This window comes from Streptomyces sp. MGP-P1, from assembly GCF_057766565.1.
Genome location: NZ_JBYMEM010000007.1, coordinates 2136743 through 2155720, shown reverse-complemented (window position 1 = coordinate 2155720; position 18978 = coordinate 2136743). Strand labels below are relative to the sequence as shown.

Annotated in this window: 18 protein-coding genes; 3 read left to right on the top strand and 15 right to left on the bottom strand. The window is 71.7% G+C overall.

From position 1 onward, the window contains the following. Positions 1-93 precede the first annotated feature (93 nt). A complete protein-coding gene (gene pyrR / locus AC3CH1_RS31245) occupies positions 94-678 on the bottom strand; it encodes a bifunctional pyr operon transcriptional regulator/uracil phosphoribosyltransferase PyrR (protein ID WP_097869618.1) in 585 nt (194 codons plus the stop codon). Between the two features lie 222 nt (positions 679-900). Between pyrR and bldD the strand changes: the two genes are divergently transcribed. Then, entirely contained in the window at positions 901-1401 is a 501-nt protein-coding gene (bldD, locus tag AC3CH1_RS31240) for a transcriptional regulator BldD (protein ID WP_003970358.1), read from the top strand. 204 nt (positions 1402-1605) lie between these two features. Here the strand turns inward: bldD and nusB are convergent, their stop codons facing one another. The 13 genes from nusB to AC3CH1_RS31175 form a co-directional block, all read right to left on the bottom strand. Continuing rightward, positions 1606-2037, bottom strand: coding sequence for a transcription antitermination factor NusB (nusB, locus tag AC3CH1_RS31235; RefSeq protein WP_488465939.1), 432 nt, complete (start codon positions 2035-2037; stop codon positions 1606-1608). Between the two features lie 2 nt (positions 2038-2039). Beyond that, positions 2040-2606, bottom strand: a complete 567-nt coding sequence (efp, locus tag AC3CH1_RS31230; RefSeq protein WP_488465938.1) for an elongation factor P — start codon at positions 2604-2606, stop codon at positions 2040-2042. 50 nt (positions 2607-2656) lie between these two features. After that, positions 2657-3763 carry a M24 family metallopeptidase gene (locus tag AC3CH1_RS31225; protein WP_488465937.1) on the bottom strand — a complete coding sequence of 369 codons (1107 nt, stop codon included), beginning with the start codon at positions 3761-3763 and terminating at the stop codon, positions 2657-2659. A 126-nt stretch (positions 3764-3889) separates the two neighbouring features. Then, positions 3890-4795, bottom strand: a complete 906-nt coding sequence (locus AC3CH1_RS31220) for a Pro-rich N-terminal domain-containing protein (RefSeq protein WP_488465936.1) — start codon at positions 4793-4795, stop codon at positions 3890-3892. A gap of 142 nt (positions 4796-4937) precedes the next feature. Beyond that, positions 4938-5378: a type II 3-dehydroquinate dehydratase gene (locus AC3CH1_RS31215; RefSeq protein ID WP_047175698.1), complete on the bottom strand. Its 441-nt coding sequence runs from the start codon at positions 5376-5378 to the stop codon at positions 4938-4940. After that, positions 5375-7012: a 3-dehydroquinate synthase gene (gene aroB / locus AC3CH1_RS31210; RefSeq protein WP_488465935.1), complete on the bottom strand. Its 1638-nt coding sequence runs from the start codon at positions 7010-7012 to the stop codon at positions 5375-5377. Before aroB ends, AC3CH1_RS31215 begins: the two co-directional genes overlap by 4 nt. Continuing rightward, the gene (gene aroC, locus AC3CH1_RS31205) at positions 7009-8193 is read right to left on the bottom strand and encodes a chorismate synthase (RefSeq protein ID WP_488465934.1); all 1185 of its coding nucleotides are present in this window, start codon (positions 8191-8193) and stop codon (positions 7009-7011) included. Before aroC ends, aroB begins: the two co-directional genes overlap by 4 nt. 145 nt (positions 8194-8338) lie before the next feature. After that, positions 8339-9166 carry a shikimate dehydrogenase gene (locus AC3CH1_RS31200; protein ID WP_488465933.1) on the bottom strand — a complete coding sequence of 276 codons (828 nt, stop codon included), beginning with the start codon at positions 9164-9166 and terminating at the stop codon, positions 8339-8341. Continuing rightward, a complete protein-coding gene (mltG, locus tag AC3CH1_RS31195; protein ID WP_488465932.1) occupies positions 9163-10944 on the bottom strand; it encodes an endolytic transglycosylase MltG in 1782 nt (593 codons plus the stop codon). Before mltG ends, AC3CH1_RS31200 begins: the two co-directional genes overlap by 4 nt. A gap of 100 nt (positions 10945-11044) precedes the next feature. Then, on the bottom strand, positions 11045-11509 hold the full coding sequence (gene ruvX, locus AC3CH1_RS31190; RefSeq protein ID WP_488466779.1) for a Holliday junction resolvase RuvX: 465 nt from the start codon (positions 11507-11509) through the stop codon (positions 11045-11047). A 17-nt stretch (positions 11510-11526) separates the two neighbouring features. Beyond that, on the bottom strand, positions 11527-14196 hold the full coding sequence (alaS, locus tag AC3CH1_RS31185) for an alanine--tRNA ligase (RefSeq protein ID WP_488465931.1): 2670 nt from the start codon (positions 14194-14196) through the stop codon (positions 11527-11529). Beyond that, positions 14196-14543: a DUF6167 family protein gene (locus tag AC3CH1_RS31180; RefSeq protein WP_488465930.1), complete on the bottom strand. Its 348-nt coding sequence runs from the start codon at positions 14541-14543 to the stop codon at positions 14196-14198. The genes alaS and AC3CH1_RS31180 overlap by 1 nt, the downstream gene beginning before the upstream one ends. 7 nt (positions 14544-14550) lie before the next feature. Further along, positions 14551-15012 (bottom strand): DUF948 domain-containing protein, encoded by a 462-nt coding sequence (locus AC3CH1_RS31175; RefSeq protein WP_488465929.1) that lies wholly within the window; start codon positions 15010-15012, stop codon positions 14551-14553. 222 nt (positions 15013-15234) lie between these two features. Between AC3CH1_RS31175 and AC3CH1_RS31170 the strand changes: the two genes are divergently transcribed. Next, entirely contained in the window at positions 15235-17448 is a 2214-nt protein-coding gene (locus AC3CH1_RS31170) for an ATP-binding protein (RefSeq protein WP_488465928.1), read from the top strand. Positions 17449-17465: 17 nt separating this feature from the next. Here the strand turns inward: AC3CH1_RS31170 and rpsD are convergent, their stop codons facing one another. Continuing rightward, on the bottom strand, positions 17466-18080 hold the full coding sequence (gene rpsD / locus AC3CH1_RS31165) for a 30S ribosomal protein S4 (protein WP_015607373.1): 615 nt from the start codon (positions 18078-18080) through the stop codon (positions 17466-17468). Between the two features lie 188 nt (positions 18081-18268). Here rpsD and AC3CH1_RS31160 point away from each other — a divergent pair, with 188 nt between their 5' ends. Then, the gene (locus tag AC3CH1_RS31160; protein ID WP_488465927.1) at positions 18269-18970 is read left to right on the top strand and encodes a DUF2470 domain-containing protein; all 702 of its coding nucleotides are present in this window, start codon (positions 18269-18271) and stop codon (positions 18968-18970) included. Positions 18971-18978 lie beyond the last annotated feature (8 nt).

Below are 18978 nucleotides of genomic sequence, written 5' to 3'. Positions count from 1 at the left end.
TGGGGGGTCTCCGGGTTGCTGGAGGGAGTTTCAGGCATGCGGGCACGCGGGAGCGGCCGTACGTACCCGAAAGGCCGTACGGGAGGGCTCGGGCTACTGCGTGTCCGCGGGGGCGGCCTGCTTGACGCCCAGCAGCACGGCGTCGCGGCCGTCCTCCTCGGCGAGCTGGACCTTGACCGTCTCCCGCAGCGACGTGGGGAGGTTCTTGCCGACGTAGTCCGCGCGGATCGGGAGCTCCCGGTGGCCGCGGTCGACCAGGACCGCGAGCTGCACCGCGCGGGGGCGGCCGATGTCGCCGAGCGCGTCGAGGGCGGCGCGGATCGTGCGGCCGGAGAAGAGCACGTCGTCGACCAGGACGACCAGGCTGCCCTCGATCCCCTCGCCGGGGATGTCGGTACGGGCCAGGGCGCGCGCCGGGCGCATCCGCAGGTCGTCGCGGTACATGGTGATGTCGAGCGATCCGACCGGCGTCTTCCGGCCGGTGATCTCCTGGAGTTTCTCGGCCAGCCGACGGGCGAGGAAGACGCCTCGGGTCGGGATGCCGAGCAGCACCACGTCGTCGGCGCCCTTGGCGCGTTCGACGATCTCGTGGGCGATACGGGTCAGAACACGGGCGATGTCGGGGGCCTCGAGAACGGGGCGTGCCGCGTTGCCGGTGTGGTCGTGCTGTGCGTCCATAGGAAACGGACCTCCTTCTCCGCCTCACGGGACGGATCGTTAAAGGACGTCGAAATTGCGTCATCCACGCTACCAGGGCTTGCGCCCGGCCCTGGCCCCGCCCCCGGGAGGCACCGGTCCGGACCATTCGGCTTGACGCATCCAAGTAACGCTGCGTAACCTCACAGTGAGTTACCAGCCACGCGGCGGAGCCGCACACTGTTCCAGCGTCCGGGGAGCCATATGTCCAGCGAATACGCAAAACAGCTCGGGGCCAAACTCCGTGCCATCCGCACCCAGCAGGGCCTTTCCCTCCACGGCGTGGAGGAGAAGTCCCAGGGTCGCTGGAAGGCCGTCGTGGTCGGTTCGTACGAGCGCGGCGACCGTGCGGTGACCGTACAGCGCCTCGCCGAGCTGGCGGATTTCTACGGGGTCCCGGTGCAGGAGCTGCTGCCCGGTACGACGCCGGGCGGGGCCGCGGAGCCGCCGCCGAAGCTCGTCCTGGACCTGGAGCGCCTCGCCCACGTCCCGCCGGAGAAGGCCGGTCCGCTGCAGCGCTACGCGGCGACCATCCAGAGCCAGCGCGGTGACTACAACGGCAAGGTGCTCTCGATCCGCCAGGACGACCTGCGCACGCTCGCCGTCATCTACGACCAGTCGCCTTCCGTCCTCACGGAGCAGCTCATCAGCTGGGGCGTGCTGGACGCGGACGCGCGCCGCGCGGTCTCCCACGACGAGGGCTGAGCGAGCGGGGCGGGGCCCCACAGCAGAAACGTGCCGCCGGGTGGGCGGGGACCTTCGTGCCCCCGCCCTCCCGGCGTCTGCGTTCCCGGCCCGCGCCCCGGGCCCATGCGGCCGGCGCGGGGGTTCCCGGGTACGACGAAGGGCCCACGGTCGGCTGACCCCGGGCCCTTCGTGGTGTGTGCGACCGAACCGTCGCGGCCGGGGCTACTGCTCCCGGCGGAGGTTCGGCTTCAGGTCCTTGAAACGGGCCAGCAGGCCGTTCACGAAGGACGGGGAGTCATCGGTGGAGAACTCCTTGGCGAGCTGGACGGCCTCGTCGATCGCCACGGCGTCCGGGGTCTCGTCCATCCAGATCAGCTCGTACGCACCGAGCCGCAGGATGCTCCGGTCGACGACCGGCATGCGGTCGATCTCCCAGTCCACGGCGTAGGTGACGATCAGGTCGTCGATCCGGTCCGCGTACTGCGCGTACCCCTCGACGAGCTCCATCGTGAACTCACCGACCGGCGGCTGACGGTCGTCGGTCCGCGAGAGCCGAACCCAGTCCGCGAGGACGCTCTGCACGGACTCACCGCGCTGGTCGGCCTCGAAGAGGATCTGGAAGGCGCGCTTGCGGGCCTTGTTCCGGGCAGCCACGGTTAGCTGTTCACCCGGCCGAGGTAGTCGCCCGAGCGGGTGTCGACCTTGATCTTCTCGCCGGTGCTGATGAAGAGCGGCACGCCGATCTCGTAACCGGTCTCCAGCGTGGCCGGCTTGGTGCCGCCGGTGGAGCGGTCGCCCTGGACGCCCGGGTCGGTGTGCTGGATCGTCAGCTCGACGGCGGCGGGCAGCTCGACGTAGAGCACCTCGCCCTCGTGCTGGGCGACGGAGGCGGTGAAGCCCTCGATCAGGAAGTTGGCGGCGTCGCCGACGGCCTTGCGCTCGACCATGAGCTGGTCGTAGGTGCTCATGTCCATGAAGACGAAGTACTCGCCGTCCATGTACGAGAACTGCATGTCTCGGCGGTCAATGGTGGCCGTCTCGACCTTCACGCCGGCGTTGAACGTCTTGTCGACGACCTTGCCGGAGAGCACGTTCTTGAGCTTGGTGCGCACGAAGGCGGGGCCCTTGCCGGGCTTGACGTGCTGGAACTCGACGACGGACCAGAGCTGGCCTCCGTCGAGCTTGAGCACCAGGCCGTTCTTGAGGTCGTTCGTGGAAGCCACGGTTGCGGAATCTCCTGGACTGAAGCTGGTGGAACGACCGAGGATGCGCGCTAGAGCGCGAGCAGCTCCTTGGTCGTCATGGTGAGTAGCTCGGGTCCGCCGTCCGCCTCGGGGCGCACGACGAGCGTGTCATCGATCCGGACACCGCCCCGGCCCGGGAGGTGGACCCCCGGTTCGACGGTGACCGGCACACAAGCGTCCAGTTTACCCATGGCTGTCGGTGCCAGTTGCGGGTCCTCCTCGATTTCCAGGCCCACACCGTGCCCGGTCCTCGGCTGAAGTCCCTCTCCGTGGCCCGCCGACTCCAGCGGATGCCGGGCCGCACGGTCCACGTCCCGGTAGGCGGCCCCCGGCGCCAGGGCTTCCCGGCCGGCCCGCTGAGCGGCGAAAACGAGGTCGTAGAGCTCGATCTGCCACTCGGCGGGGGCGGTGCCGATGACGAAGGTCCGGCCGATCTCGCAGCGGTAGCCGTGGTAGCTCGCCCCGAGGCGGACGGAGAGGAAATCCCCCTCCTCCACCCTGCGGTCCGAGGGCCGGTGGCGGCCCTGGCCGGAGTTGGGGCCGGTGGCCACGGAGGTGGCGAAGGCGGGGCCGTCCGCCCCGTGGTCGACCAGGCGGCGCTCCAGTTCGAGGGCGAGATGCCGCTCGGTGCGGCCGACGAGGATCGATTCGAGGAGTTCGCCGAGGGCCTGGTCGGTGATCTCGGCGGCGATCCGGAGGCAGCCGATCTCCTCCTCGTCCTTGACGATCCGCTGCTGCTCCACGGTGAAGCCCAGATCGGCCAGGATCAGGCGTGGGGCGGCCTTCCCCATGGCGCGGTGCCGGGCCACGGTCAGATCGTGTTCCTCGACGGCGAGCGAATCGGCGCCCGCCGAGGCGGCGAGGCCAGCAGCGGCGACCACCGGGTCCCCGTCCGGGGCGGGCAGGAGGTCGATCCGGAGCGCCTCGTCGGGCCGCCCGTGGGCGGGTTCACCGGTCGGGGCGCGGGGGCAGAGCAGAACGTCCTCGCCGGGGCCGAGCAGCAGCACGGCCCCGGGCGGCGCTCCGCCCGCGAGATAGCGGACGTTGGCGGGCCGGGAGACCAGGGCGGCCGCGGAGCCCGCGGCGGCGCACCGGTCGCGGAGCAGCCCGCGTCGGACGGCGTGCACCTCTGACATGGTTCGAGCGTACGAGCGAGGACGGCTCCCCGCCCGGCCGGCGCACCCGACCGGGGTTCCGGCCGGCGAGGCGCCGTCCGGTCGCCCGCCGTCGGGGGCCCGCCCGGCCCGGCGGGCCCGCGACGGCTACCAGGTGGGCGGGCTCGCGATGGAGCGGGCCAGTACGTCGTCCAGGACACGCGCGGTGGTCTCGACGTCGTACGTGGAGTTGTCGATGATCGGGAGGCCGGAGCCGTACCAGCCGGCCATCCGGCCGTGGATGCGGGCGACCTCCTCGTCGGAGAGCCTGCGGTTGCCGCTGCGGGCGGCGTTGCGCTCCAGGACGATCTCCAGGCCGGGCAGCAGGACCACGGGCAGCAGGCCGGGGCCCACGTGGCGCTTCCAGCCGCCGAGGCCGACGACCGGGCGGTCGGGGAAGACGGCGTCGTCGAGGATGCAGGAGATGCCGTTGGCGAGGAAGTTGCGGGCGGCGAAGCCGCAGGTGCGGCGGGCCAGCCGGTACTGGGCCTCGGAGTGGTCGTTCCAGCCGGCCTGCGGGTCGGCGAAGCCGGAGCGGACCCATTCGCGGACGTCGTCCAGGGAGACGTGGGCGGTGGGCACCCGGCGGCGGGCCGCCCAGAGCTTGGCGACCGTGGTCTTGCCCGCCCCGGCGGGGCCGATGAGCAGGACGGCGAGCGTCGCACCGCCGGTGCCGGCCCCGACGGGCGGTGCCGGCAGCGGAACGGGACCGCCCGGGGGCAGCTGGACGTGCCCGGTGTGCCCGGTGACCTGCCCGGCGGGCGGCGGCGTGGGTCCGGTGCCGCTCCAGCTCGGCTGCGGGGACCGGCCGGGGGCGGCGGGCTGCTGGGGCCGGCCGGAGGACGGGGGCGGGGCCTGGCCGGGAGCCTGGGGCGCCTGCCCCGGAAGGGGCGGCGGCGGGGATATCGGGGGCGGGCCGGGGTGCCCGGCGTGCTGGGCCTGGTACGGCCGGCCGACGTTCCCGATACCGGGGCCGTGGGGCGGCGGCAGCGGGGCCCCCGCTGCGTGCTGCATCCGGTGCCACTCCGTCTCGTAACTGCAACTGACGCTGATGGGACGGCCACCGTACCTTCCCGGGCCGTCTCGGGGTGAACGGCCCGGGAGGGTGCGAAGTGCCCGTCGGCCGTGCGGAGTGCGGACGGGCATCCGCGGGGTGTCAGTCCGTCAGTTCGTCGGCCAGGGCGCGCAAAGCGAGCCGGTAGGAGCCGATGCCGAACCCGGCCACCGTGCCCGTGGCCACCGCGGCGACCACGGACGTGTGCCGGAACTCCTCGCGGGTGTACGGGTTGGAGATGTGCACCTCGATCAGCGGGGCGGTGCGCTGGGCGGCCGCGTCCCGCATGCCGTACGAGTAGTGCGTGAACGCGCCCGGGTTGAGAATGACCGGAATCGATCCGTCCGCCGCCTCGTGGAGCCAGCGGATGAGCTGGCCCTCGTCGTTGGTCTCCCGCACCTCGACGTCGAAGCCGAGCTCCTTGCCGAGGGTCGTGCAGGCGTCGACGAGTCCGGCGTAGGAGGTGGCTCCGTAGACGTCGGGTTCACGCGAGCCGAGCCGTCCGAGGTTGGGGCCGTTCAGGACGAATACCCTGCGGGTCACGCGGAGACCTCCCCGTAGGCGGCGAGCAGCACGGCCGGGTCGGGTCCCTCCAGGACGGTGGGCCTGCCGATGCCGTCCAGGACGATGAAGCGCAGCAGGTCGCCGCGCGACTTCTTGTCGACCTTCATGTTCTCCAGCAGCTTGGGCCACTGGTCGCCGCGGTAGGCGAGCGGCAGGCCCACCGACGCGAGGACACTGCGGTGCCGGTCGGCGGTGGCGTCGTCGAGGCGTCCGGCGAGCCGGCCCAGCTCGGCGGCGAAGACCATGCCGATGGAGACGGCCGCGCCGTGGCGCCACTTGTAGCGCTCGTTCTTCTCGATGGCGTGGGCCAGGGTGTGGCCGTAGTTGAGGATCTCGCGGAGACCGGACTCCTTGAGGTCGCTGGAGACGACCTCGGCCTTGACCCGGATGGACCGCTCGATCAGCTCGGCGGTGTGCGGCCCGGCCGGGGTGCGCGCGCCCTCGGGGTCGGCCTCGACCAGGTCCAGGATGACCGGGTCGGCGATGAACCCGGCCTTGATGATCTCGGCCATGCCGGAGACGTAGTCGTTGACCGGCAGCGAGTCCAGCGCGGCGAGGTCGCAGAGGACCCCGGCGGGCGGGTGGAAGGCGCCCACCAGGTTCTTGCCCTCGGCGGTGTTGATGCCGGTCTTGCCGCCGACGGCCGCGTCGACCATGCCGAGCACGGTGGTCGGGATCGCGATCCAGCGCACCCCGCGCAGCCAGGTGGCGGCGACGAACCCGGCGACGTCCGTGGTGGCGCCGCCCCCGATGCCGACGATGACGTCGGTGCGGGTGAAGCCGGTCTGGCCGAGCGCCTTCCAGCAGTAGGCGGCGACCTCGGCGGTCTTGGCCTCCTCCGCGTTGGGCAGTTGGATGGCGATGGCCTCGTACCCCTGGCCGGCGAGGTCCTGACGGACCGCCTCACCGGTCTCGGCGAGCGCCTCCGGGTGCAGGACGGCGACGCGTCGCGCGCGGTCGCCGATCAGCTGGGGCAGCTCGCCCAGGAGCTGGTGGCCGACGAGGACCTCGTACGGGTCGGAGCCCGCGGAGCCTGCGACCTGGATGCGGGTGGGTCCCTGCTGCGTCATGCCGGTGTTCTCCACGCCGGGGGCGGCTTGGCCCTCCGGCAGTTCCAGTGCGTCGATGATCGCCTGGGCGACCTCTTCGGGGGTGTGCTCGTCGGTGGCGACGACGGTGCGGGCGACCTCTTCGTAGAGGTGGCGGCGGGCATCCATCAGATCGCGCCACTGCCGGCGCGGGTTGACCGCGAGCAGGGGGCGGGCGGCGCCCAGGCCGACGCGGCGGACGGCCTCGTCCACGTCCATGGAGAGGTAGGCGACCGGACGGCCGGCCAGCAGCTCCCTGGTCGCCGCGTCCAGGACGGCCCCGCCGCCGAGGGAGAGGACGCCCGGGTGCCCGGCGACGGCCGCCTCGACGGCCCGGCGCTCCAGGGCGCGGAAGTGCTCCTCGCCCTCGTCGTAGAAGATCTCCGCGATCGGTTTGCCGGCCGCGGCGACGACGTCGGCGTCGGTGTCCCGGTAGGTGGTGCCGAGCCGCGCGGCGAGCAGTTCGCCGACGGTGGACTTGCCGACGCCCATCGGGCCGACGAGGACGACCAGGGGGCCGCTCATCGGATCTGGAGGTGGTCGAGGTACGACTGGACGTTGCGGTGGGTCTCGGGGACGCTGTCGCCGCCGAACTTCTCCGCGACCGCGTCGGCCAGGACGAGGGCCACCATGGCCTCCGCCACGATGCCCGCGGCAGGGACGGCGCAGACGTCGGAGCGCTGGTGATGGGCCTTGGTGGCCTCGCCGGTGACGATGTCCACGGTGGCCAGGGCGCGCGGCACGGTCGCGATGGGCTTCATCGCGGCGCGCACGCGCAGCAGCTCGCCGGTGGTGAGCCCGCCCTCGGTGCCGCCGGACCGCCCGGAGGTGCGCCTGATGCCGTCCTCGGTGGCGACGATCTCGTCGTGCGCCTGGGAGCCGGGGACCCGGGCCAGCTCGAAGCCGTCGCCGACCTCGACGCCCTTGATGGCCTGGATACCCATGAGCGCGGCGGCGAGCCGGGCGTCCAGGCGCCGGTCCCAGTGCACGTGCGAGCCGAGTCCGACGGGCACGCCGTACGCCAGCACCTCGACGACCCCGCCGAGGGTGTCGCCGTCCTTGTGGGCCTGGTCGATCTCGGCCACCATCGCCTTGGACGCGTCGGCGTCCAGGCAGCGGACCGGGTCGGCGTCCAGTTTCTCCACGTCGGCGGGGACGGGGACGACCCCGTACGGCGCCTTGGCGGCGGCCAGCTCGACGACATGGCTGACGATCTCGATGCCCGCGGTCTCCTTGAGGTAGGAGCGGGCGACGGCCCCGAGGGCGACACGCGCGGCGGTCTCCCGGGCGCTGGCGCGCTCCAGGACCGGCCGGGCCTCGTCGAAGCCGTACTTCTGCATCCCCGCGAGGTCGGCGTGGCCGGGCCGGGGGCGGGTCAGCGGGGCGTTGCGGGCGAGCTTCGCCAGCTCGTCGGGGTCGACCGGGTCGGCCGACATGACCTGCTCCCACTTGGGCCACTCGGTGTTGCCGACCATGACGGCGACCGGGGAGCCCATGGTGAGGCCGTGGCGTACGCCGCCGAGGAAGGTGACCTCGTCCTTCTCGAACTTCATCCGCGCGCCGCGGCCGTAACCGAGCCGTCGCCGGGCCAGCGCCTCCGCCACCATCTCCGTGGTGATCGGGACGCCGGCGGGAAGGCCCTCCAGCGTCGCCACCAGTGCGGGGCCGTGCGACTCCCCCGCGGTCAGCCAGCGCAACCTGCTCAACGGTGCTCCTCATGCTCGCGCCTGAAATCCAACGGCGCCACCGGGTGCGCGGCCCTGGCCCGCCGCCTTTGATCCTCCCACGACCGGGGGCGCGATCCGGCCGCCGGTCCAGCAGACGGACGGACGGCGCGGGCCCGGTGGCCCGTCAGCGGGCCGCGAGCGCGGCTTCCCCGGCCTGCCGCATGGCGGTCAGCGGCGCCGGGACGCGGCCGGTCATCTGCTCGACCTGGAGCAGTGCCTGGTGCACGAGGAGGTCGAGTCCGCCGACGACGGCCCCGCCGTGCGCCGACCAGGCGGCGGCGAGCCCGGTGGGCCACGGCTCGTACAGCACGTCGAAGAGGATGCCCGGGGCCGCCGGCACGGATTGGGCCAGGGCGTCGGTGGCACCGGCCGGGGTGGTGGCGACGACGAGTGGCGCGGTCAGTGCCGCTGCCGCGTCCGCCCAGTCGGCGATCACGACATCGACGCCGAGCCGTTCCCCCCAGGCCCGCATCTCGGCCGCGCGCTCGGGGCCGCGCACGTACGCCGTCACGGGTCCGGCGCAGACCGCGGAGAGCGCGGCGAGTGCGGAGGAGGCGGTGGCTCCGGCGCCGAGGACCGCGGCGGAGTCGACCTCGTCGATACCGCGCTCCCGCAGAGCGGCGATCATGCCGGGGATGTCGGTGTTGTCACCGACCCGCCGCCCATCCTCGGTGAACACGACCGTGTTGACGGCCTCCACCGAGGCGGCCGTCGCGCTGATCTCGTCGAGCAGCGGGATGATCGCCCGCTTGAGCGGCATGGTCAGCGACAGCCCGGCCCAGGAGGGGTCCAGCCCCGCGACGAAGCCCGGCAACGCCGCCTCGTCGACCTCGAACCGGTCGTAGGACCAGTCGTGGAGGCCGAGCTCGGCGTACGCGGCGCGGTGCAGGACCGGGGAGAGGGAGTGGGCGATGGGCGAGCCGAGGACGGCCGCCCGGCGAGGCTCGCTCACTGGCCGGACTTCCCTTCTTCGTACTCCCGCCGGTTCTTCTCGTGCTCCTCGTTGGTCTCGGCGAAGACCGTCTTGTCCTCGTTGATCGAGACGAAGTAGTACCAGGGGCCCGGCTTGGGGTTCATCGCCGAGTGCAGGGCGTCCGCGCCAGGATTACTGATCGGGCCGGAGGGCAGGCCGATGATCTTGTAGGTGTTGTACGGGTCGTCGATCTTCCGGACCTCGTCGACCGCGCCGATGTCCAGGGTGCTCTGGCCCTTGATGTAATTGACCGTGGAGTCGAATTCGAGCCGCCCGACCGTCTCCATGTTGCCCGGCTTGAGACGGTTGTAGACGACGCGTGCGACCTTGTCGAAGTCGTGCTTGTACTTGCCCTCGACCTGTACGAGGCTCGCGACGGTGATCAGTTCCCACGGGTTCTTGAGACCGAGCTCCTTCGCACTCGCCGGCAGGTCGAGCTTGTCGTACTCCTTGTTGGCCCGCGTGACCATCCGCTTCAGCGCGTCCTCGGGCTTCGACCCCTTGGCGACCGGATAGGCGGCCGGGTACAGGAAGCCTTCCAGCGGGTCCTTCACATCCGGGTTGTCGTCCGCCCAGTCGGGCAGGCCCAGGGACTCCGCCTTGGTTTTGGCGACCTTCGCCGTCGTGCCCTTCTCCAGTTCCAGCCGCTCGTCGATCTTCGCGTAGACCGTGACGTTACGGGTGCCCTCGGGGATCACGAAAGCGTTCTGGCTCTTGGGGTCGAGCATCAGGTCGATCGCGCTGGCGGCGGACATCTCCTTCTTCATGAGGTAGACGCCGGCCTGGAGCAACTTGCCCTTGGGGTTGTCATTCTGCGCGGCGACGAAGGCGTCGGAGGACTTGATGACGCCCTTCTTGCGCAGGATGTTGGCGATGTCGTAGCCGAGCGACCCTTCGGGGATCTCGACCTCGACCTGGCCGGTACCCGCCCCCGCGTAGTCGGCCGGAGCGCCGAACTGCTTCTTCCAGAAGGTGTAGCCGACGTAGCTGACTCCGCCGAGGCCGCCGACCAGGACGACGGAGACCACCAGACAGGCGACGCCGCTGCGGCTCTTCTTCTTGCCCTTGCCGCCCCGCCGGTCGCTGCCGCCGCGATCGCGGCGCGAGGCGCGCGAACCGTCGTCGTCCGGGTCATCGTCGTCGCGCGGCTCGCGGCCGGCCGGTTCGTCCGCACCGGTGAAGAAGGGGTGCGTCTCCTCCTGCGGCGCCTCCGGATCCCAGTCCGTCGGCGACTGCTGCTGTTGCTCGGCTGCGGCGTCGCGGCGGCCCGGGGGCTGCGGCGGAGGGTAGGCCTCAGGGGTGCCGTAGTAGTCCTGCGCTGCGTCGTAGCCGCCGGGCTGCTGGGCGTACGGGTCCTGGGGCTCGGCCCCGTACGGCATGGCGGCCTGCTGCCCGGTGTCCCAGCCGCCGTCGTACTGCGGCTGGGCACCCGGCTGCTGGGCGTACGGGTCCTGCTGAGGCGTGCCGTACTGCTGCTGCTGCTGGTTCTGCTGGGCGTACGGCTGCTGGTTCTGCTCGTCGTACTGTTGCTGGTTCTGCTGCTGATCCTGCTGCTGGTACTGCTGGTGGTTCTGGGCGTACGGGTCCTGCGGATAGGACTGCTGCTGGGCGTACGGGTCCTGCGGAAAGGACTGCTGCTGGTCGCCGTACTGGCCCTGGCCGTGGGCGGCCTGCTGGCCTCCCCATCCCTGGTCCCCGTACAAGGGGTCCTCGGGATGCCACGGTTCGGAGCCGGGGCCCCGGCCATACTCAGTCATCGATCCCCTAGAGCCGCGAGACGCCGTTCCGTCTCTTCGCTTCGCTGTGCGGTGTTTGTTCGAACACCGCCGCATCGCGCGGAACGTTACCGTATCGCGATCAGACAACCACTTCGACGCCCTCACCCGGGGGGTTGCCTGACGCCCGTTCGGACTCCAGAGCGTTCTGAAGGATCACCACAGCGGCAGCCTGGTCGATGACAGACCGGCCCTTCTTGGACTTCACGCCCGAGGCGCGCATCCCCTGAGCGGCCGTCACTGTGGTCATCCTCTCGTCCACCAACCGCACCGGAACGGGTGCGATCGAGCGGGCGAACGCCTGGGCGAACTCCCGGACCTTGAGGGCCGCCGGGCCCTCGCCGCCGCCGAGGGAGCGCGGCAGGCCGAGGACGACCTCGATCGGCTCGTACTCCTCGACGAGTTGGCGGAGCCGCCGGTGGGCGGCCGGGACATCGCGTCCCGGCACGGTCTCCACCGGCGTGGCCAGGATCCCGTCGGGGTCGCACGAGGCGACCCCGATCCGGGCGTCCCCGACATCGACGGCGAGCCGTCGGCCCCGGCGCATCGGCGTCGTCCCGCTCGTCACGCGGTCTCGGTGACGAGGCGTTCGACGGCGGCGACGGCGTCGCCGATGGCGGCCGGGTTGGTGCCGCCGCCCTGGGCGACGTCCGGCTTGCCGCCGCCACCGCCGCCGAGGGTCTTGGCGGCGGCGCGCACCAGGTCACCGGCCTTGAGACCGCGCTCGCGGGCGGCCTCGTTGGTGGCGATGACGGTGAGCGGGCGACCGTTGGCCGTGGTGAACAGGGCCACGACGGCCGGCCGGCCGCCCTGGATGCGCCCGCGCACGTCCAGGACCAGCTTGCGCAGGTCGTCGGCGGAGGTGCCGTCGGGGACCTGGCCGGTGACCAGGGCGGTGCCGCGGACGTCCTTGGCGGACTCGACGAGTCCGGCGGCGGCCGCGAGGACCTTCTCCGCGCGGAACTTCTCGATCTCCTTCTCGGCGTCCTTGAGCTTGCCGAGCATGCCCGCGATCTTCTCGGGGAGCTCCTCGGGGCGGCCCTTGACCAGCTCCTGGAGCTGGGCGACGACCGTGTGCTCCCGGGCGAGGAAGTTGTACGCGTCCACGCCGACAAGGGCCTCGATACGGCGCACGCCGGAGCCGATGGAGGACTCGCCCAGCAGCTTCACCAGACCCAGCTGGGCGGTGTTGTGGACGTGGGTGCCACCGCACAGCTCCTTGGAGAAGTCGCCGATGGTGACGACGCGGACCCGCTCGCCGTACTTCTCGCCGAACTCGGCGATGGCGCCCTGCTTCTTGGCCTCGTCGATGGACATGACCTCGGCCTGGACGTCGAGCTCCCGCGAGAGGACCTCGTTGATCCGCTGCTCGACGTCGGTGAGGACCGTGCCGGGGACGGCGGCGGGCGAACCGAAGTCGAAGCGGAAGCGGCCGGGCGAGTTCTCCGAGCCGGCCTGGGCGGCCGTCGGGCCGAGCGCGTCGCGCAGTGCCTGGTGCGTGAGGTGCGTGGCGCTGTGGGCGCGGGCGATGGCGCGGCGGCGGGTGCTGTCGATGGAGGCGAAGACAGGAGCCCCGACCGTCACCTCGCCGACCTGGACGACGCCCTTGTGCACGTGGACGCCGGGGACCGGCTTCTGGACGTCGCGGATCTCGATCACGGCGCCGGTGTCGAGCCGGATGCGGCCGGTGTCGGCGAGCTGGCCGCCGCCCTCGGCGTAGAAGGGGGTGCGGTCGAGGACGACCTCGACCTCGTCGCCCTCGGTGGCGGCGGGCGAGGGCACGCCGTCGACCAGCAGGCCGACGATGGTGGACTCGCCGGCGGTGGAGGTGTAGCCGGTGAACTCGGTGGCGCCGGAGGTGTCGGCGACCTCGCGGTAGGCGGAGAGGTCGGCGTGACCGGTCTTCTTGGCGCGGGCGTCGGCCTTGGCCTTGTCGCGCTGCTCCTGCATGAGGCGGCGGAAGCCGTCCTCGTCCACGGAGAGCCCCTGCTCGGCGGCCATCTCCAGGGTGAGGTCGATCGGGAAGCCCCAGGTGTCGTGGAGCAGGAACGCCTTGTCGCCGGCGAGGACCTGGCCGCCGGCGGCCTTGGTCTCGGTGACGGCGGTCTCCAGGATGTTGGTGCCGCCCTTGAGGGCCTTGAGGAAGGCGGCCTCCTCGGCGAGCGCGACCGTCTCGATGCGCTTGCGGTCGGTGATCAGCTCCGGGTACTGGAGGCCCATCGTGTCGATCACGACGTCGACCAGGTCCTTCACCACGGAGCCGGTGGCGCCCATGAGACGCATGTTGCGGATGGCGCGGCGCATGATGCGGCGCAGCACGTAGCCGCGGCCCTCGTTGCCGGGGGTGACGCCGTCGCCGATGAGCATCACCGACGTACGGATGTGGTCGGCGACGACGCGGAGCGAGACGTCGGTTCCCTGCTCGGCGCCGTAGCGCACGCCGGTCAGCTCGGTGGCCTTGTCCATGACGACGCGCAGGGTGTCGGTCTCGTACATGTTCTGTACGCCCTGGAGGATCATGGCGAGGCGTTCGAGGCCGAGACCGGTGTCGATGTTCTTCGACGGCAGGTCCCCGAGGATCGGGAAGTCCTCCTTGCCGTCGCCGGCGCCGCGCTCGTACTGCATGAAGACCAGGTTCCAGATCTCCACGTAGCGCTCGTCGTTGACGGCCGGGCCGCCCTCGACGCCGAACTCGGGGCCGCGGTCGTAGTTGATCTCCGAACACGGGCCGCAGGGTCCCGGGACGCCCATGGACCAGAAGTTGTCCTTCTTGCCCAGGCGCTGGATGCGCTCGGCGGGAACGCCGATCTTGTCGCGCCAGATCTGCTCGGCCTCGTCGTCGTCGAGGTAGACCGTGATCCAGAGCTTCTCGGGGTCGAGGCCGTAGCCGCCGTCCTCGACGGAGTTGGTCAGCGCATCCCAGGCGAGCTGGATGGCACCTTCCTTGAAGTAGTCCCCGAAGGAGAAGTTGCCGCACATCTGGAAGAAGGTGCCGTGCCGGGTGGTCTTGCCGACCTCTTCGATGTCCGGCGTGCGGACGCACTTCTGCACGCTGGTGACGCGCGGGGCTGGCGGCTTGACCTCGCCGAGGAAGTACGGCTTGAAGGGGACCATGCCCGCGGGGACCAGCAGCAGAGTCGGGTCGTCCGCGATGAGCGACGCCGAAGGCACGGCGGTGTGACCGCGCTCCTCGAAGAAGCTCAGCCAGCGGCGGCGAATTTCAGCCGACTCCATCAGTGGTCCTCATTCCGGTTGTTCGAGTTGCGGGGGAGCGTGCGGTACGTGTTCGCGTTCGCGGGCGGTTCGGCCGCTTCGACGGCGAAGTGCCGCTGTACGGGAAGGTCGGGGTCGACCGGCGCTTGAAGGCCCAGGGCGCCGCCCAGTTCGGCTTCGCGCCGGACCATGCCCTCGCGTACGTCGAGGGCGAAGTCCTTGAGCTTGTGACCGGTCTCGATCGCCTTGTCCGCGGCCTGCGCCGCGAGGCTCTCGGGGGTCAGCTGCTTGAGCTTGCGGTTGACCTTGGTGGTGGCCCACACACCGGCGGCTGCGCCGGCGGTGAACCAGAACGTGCGGCGGAACATCGCTCGATCAGTCCTTCTGTCCGCGGGCGTTTCGGCGTGCGCGCCTGCGTCCGCGCGCCGAGGGTACGGTCCGGCCGACGATCACCGTGCGACGGGCGGAGCCGCGGCCCCGCGCCGGTTCCGGTTCGGGCTCGGGTGCGGTGCGGCGGCCGAGGGCCTGCCGTACGCCGTAGCCGAACGCGGCGACCTTGACGAGGGGGCCGCCGAAGGTGGAGGCGACGGTCGTGGAGAGCGCGGAGGCGTTGGAGGTGACCTCCTGGACGTCGCTCGCGATGGCGTCGACCTTGTCCAGCTGGGTCTGCGCGGAGCGCACCGTCGCCGAGGCGTCGGCCAACAGCGGAACGGCCTGGTCGGTCACGTCCGCCACGAGCTTGGTGGTCGCCCTGAGCGTCTGGGCGAGCCTCACCAGGACCACGGCGAGGAACGAGACCAGGATCGCCCAGAAGACGGCCACGAGGATCCCGGCCACCTCTCCACCGGACACTGTGCACCGCTCTCTGCTCGTCGCTCCGGCCCTGCCGGGCCTTGTCTCCGTCGGTCGCGTCCGGGCCCCGGCCCGGACGTCCGATCGTCGTCGTACGAGCCTATCGCGCCGCGCATCTCCTCCCCTACCGCATTCTCCGCGGGCCGGGCGGGAGTTGCCATAACGAGATTGTACGGAGAGCTTTCAAGCCAGTACGCTCCGTGTTTCATGCGACGCCTGCACGACCCCGGCCCGAATCCCGACGATCCGGACGCCCGCCCCGCACCGGCGCCCGGCAACCTCCCGGCCGAACTGAACCCCTTCGTCGGGCGCGAGGACGAACTGGCCGAGCTGGGCGGGCTGCTGGAGGAGTCCAGGCTCGTCACCGTGGCCGGAGTGGCGGGCGTGGGCAAGACCCGGTGCGTCACCCGGGTCGCCGCGCTTCGGGAGAAACGGTACTGCGACGGGGTCCTACTGGCCGAGCTCTCCGCCGTCCGCCACCCCGACCTGCTGGAACACGCTCTGGTCGACGCCCTGGGGCTGACCGATCACACGAGCAGGCCCCCGCGCGCCGCCCTCGTCGAGCATCTTTCCGAGCGCCGGACGCTGCTGGTGATCGACGGCTTCGAGCACCTCGTCGACGCCTGCGCCGACCTCGTCACCGAACTCCTGCGCCGGGCTCCGCGCCTCCAGGTGCTCGCGGCCGGACGCTGCCCCCTCCGGGTGGACGGGGAGCGGACGTATCCGCTCGCCCCGATGTCCGACGGGGACGCCGTGGAGCTCTTCACCGAGCGGGCGCGCGGGGTCCGGCCGGGCTGGGGGCCGACGGCGGGCGAGCGGGCGTCCGTGCTGGAGCTCTGCCGCCGCCTCGACGGCATTCCGCTGGCCCTGGAACTGGCGGCCGGGCGGCTGCGCGCCCTCTCGGTGGAACAGGTGCTCCTGCGCCTGGACGACCGGTTCCGGCTGTTGACCGGCGGCCGTCGCGGCGCGCCGCCCCGCCACCAGACGCTGCGTACGGCGATCGGCTGGAGCCATGAGCTGTGCACGCCCGAGCAACGGCTGCTGTGGGCGCGGCTCTCGGTCTTCGCGGGATCGTTCGACCTGGAGGCCGCCGAGTACATCTGCGGCGGGCCGGATCTGCCGGCCGATTCGGTGCTCGATGTGCTGGACGAACTGCTCGCCCAGTCGGTGGTGGAGCGCGAGGACGGCCCGACCGGTGCCCGCTACCGGCTGCTGGACACGGTCAGCGAGTACGGGGCGCAATGGCTGGCGGCCGCCGGGGACGCCCCGCGGCTGCGTCGGCGGCACCGGGACTGGTTCCTGGGGCTCGCGACCTGGTGCGAGCTGGACTGGTTCAGTCCGCGCCAGGCGGAGGTGGCGGCGCGCGTCGACAGCGAGCTGCCCAACCTCCGCCGGGCGATGGAATATTCGATGGAGAGCCCCGACGAGGTGCATCTGGCGCAGCATCTGGCGGGCACGCTGTGGTTCTACTGGGCCGGCTGCGGGCGGCTGTCCGAGGGCCGGCACTGGCTGGACCACGTCCTGGAGGAGCCGACCCCGCACGACGCGGCACGGCTGAAGGTGCTGTGGGTACTGGGCTACGTGGCCGTGCTGCAGGGTGACGCGGTCGGCGCGATCTCGGCGCTCCAGGAGTGCCGGGAGGAGGCCGAGCGCTCCGGGGACGCGACGGCACTGGCGTACGCGGTGCACCGCACGGGGTGCCTGGCGATCGTGACGGACGATATGGAGCGCGCCGAGGAGCTGCTCCGGGACGCGCTCGGCCGGTACCGCGAGGTAGGCGAGCTGAACAGCAATGTGCTGATGGCGCAGGTGGAGTTGGCCATGGCGGTGGCGTTCCTCGGCGATCTGGACGCGGCGGCGGCGATCTGCGACGAGGTCCGGGAGATCTGCGAGGACCACGGGGAGCGGTGGGCGCTGGCGTATGCGCTGTACGTCCTGGCGTACGCGGCGCTGCGGCGGGGGCGGCCGGCCCGGGCGCGGCAGATGCTCGGGGAGTGCCTGACGATCGGCCGGACGTTCAACGACCTGCTGGGCACGGTGCTGTCGCTGGAGCTGTTGGCCCTGGTGACGGCGGTGGAGGGGGACCCCCGGGAGGCCGCCGTGCTCCAGGGAGCGGCGGAGGGCATCTGGCCGTCGGTGGGGTTGCAGCTGTTCGGCTCGGCGTTCTACGGGCGGCCGCGGGCGGAGTGCGAGGAGCGGGCGCGCCGGGAGCTGGGGAGCGTGGCGTACGAGGAGGGGCTGCGGGCGGGCCGGCGGCTGGATCCGGCCACCGCGGTCGAACGGGCCCTGGCCGGCGGCGGACCGGCAGCGGCGATGGACGGACCGGACGCCGGCGGCACGCCGACGGCGGGCGGATCCGGGGAAACGCGAAGGCCCGCCGCCTCCCGGATGACAGGGAGGGGCGGGCCGGAGCGCTGGTGAGAGCGGCTACGCCTGGATCAGCGGGCGTAGTACTCGACGACGAGCTGCTCGTCGCAGATCACCGGGATCTCCTTGCGGTTCGGGTCCCGGTCCAGGCGGAAGGCCAGGGCCTTCAGGTTCACCTGGAGGTAGCGCGGGGTCTCACCGTCGGTGTCGTAGCCACCCTCGCGGGCCACCTGGAAGGGGACCTTGGTGCGGCTGCGCTCGCGGACCTGGACGACGTCGTCGGGGCGCACGCGGAAGGACGGCTTGTCGACCTTGCCGCCGTTGACCTCGATGTGGCCGTGGACGACCATCTGACGGGCCTGGTAGATGGTGCGGGCGATGCCCGAACGCAGGACCAGGGCGTCGAGGCGTCGCTCGAGCTCGACGACCAGCGCCTCGCCCGTCTTGCCTTCGGCCTTCTTGGCACGGTCGTAGGCGCGCGCCATCTGGCGCTCACTGATGTCGTACTGCGCGCGCAGGCGCTGCTTCTCCAGCAGACGGACCTTGTAGTCCGAGTTCTGCTTGCGGCCACGGCCGTGCTCGCCCGGCGGGTACGGACGAGCTTCGAAGTACTTGACAGCCTTGGGCGTCAGAGCGATGCCGAGGGCACGCGACTTCTTGACCTTGGGACGCGACTGGTTAGGCACGTTCTCCAGACCTCCGTTGTAGGTTAGGTTAGGCTTACCTTACTCAAGGAGATCGCATGTCTCGCCCTGGGAACACCACTCACGTCACGGACAGCACAGACAGCGGCAGCACACCAGAAGGTGCTGCTACGACGGAAGGCCGATCTGATCGTGGTCAGCCGCGTCCCAGCGGGCTTGATAACACTCGGATGCCGTCAGCAGCCGAGCGCACACGAACTCTCGTACAGAGTACCTGCTCCGCGCTGCTCGTCGTACCGGGGCTCGATCCGGCCCGCGCCGAACCCCTGATCCCGGCCGGCCGGAGCGTGGGCCCCGAGGGCGACCTGTTCCTCGAATACCCCGCGGATTCCCCGGCCGTTCGGGCCGCCACGCACGCGCAGGGCGACGAGCTGACCGCCGTGCTGGAGATCACGGACGTCGCCCCGGTCTCCGTACCGCACCGGATCCGCGGCCGCGCGTGGGTCTCCGGCTGGCTCACCTCCGTCCCCGGACTGGCCCAGCCCGGCCGGATGATGCTGCGCCTGGAGTTCGGCGAGGCGTACGTGGACGACCTCTGGGGCGCCGAGGACATCGAGCCGGAGGACTTCCGGGACGCGGTACCCGACCCGCTGGTCCTCCACGAGCCGGAGCTGCTCCAGCATCTGCACTCCGCCCACGACGAGCAGATGCGCACCCTGTGCGATCTGCTGGGCGAGCGCACCGCCCGCGCCTGCTCTTCGCAGCAGCCCAAGGCCGTGCCTGTCGCCCTGGACCGCTTCGGGCTGCGGGTCCGCTTCGTAGAGGACCGGGGTTCCTGCTTCGACGCCCGCTTCGAGTTCCCGGAGCCCGTCCGCGACGTCACCGAACTGCGCCGCGCCATGCACACGCTCTTCGAGGCTGCCGCCTCCTGAACCGGCGA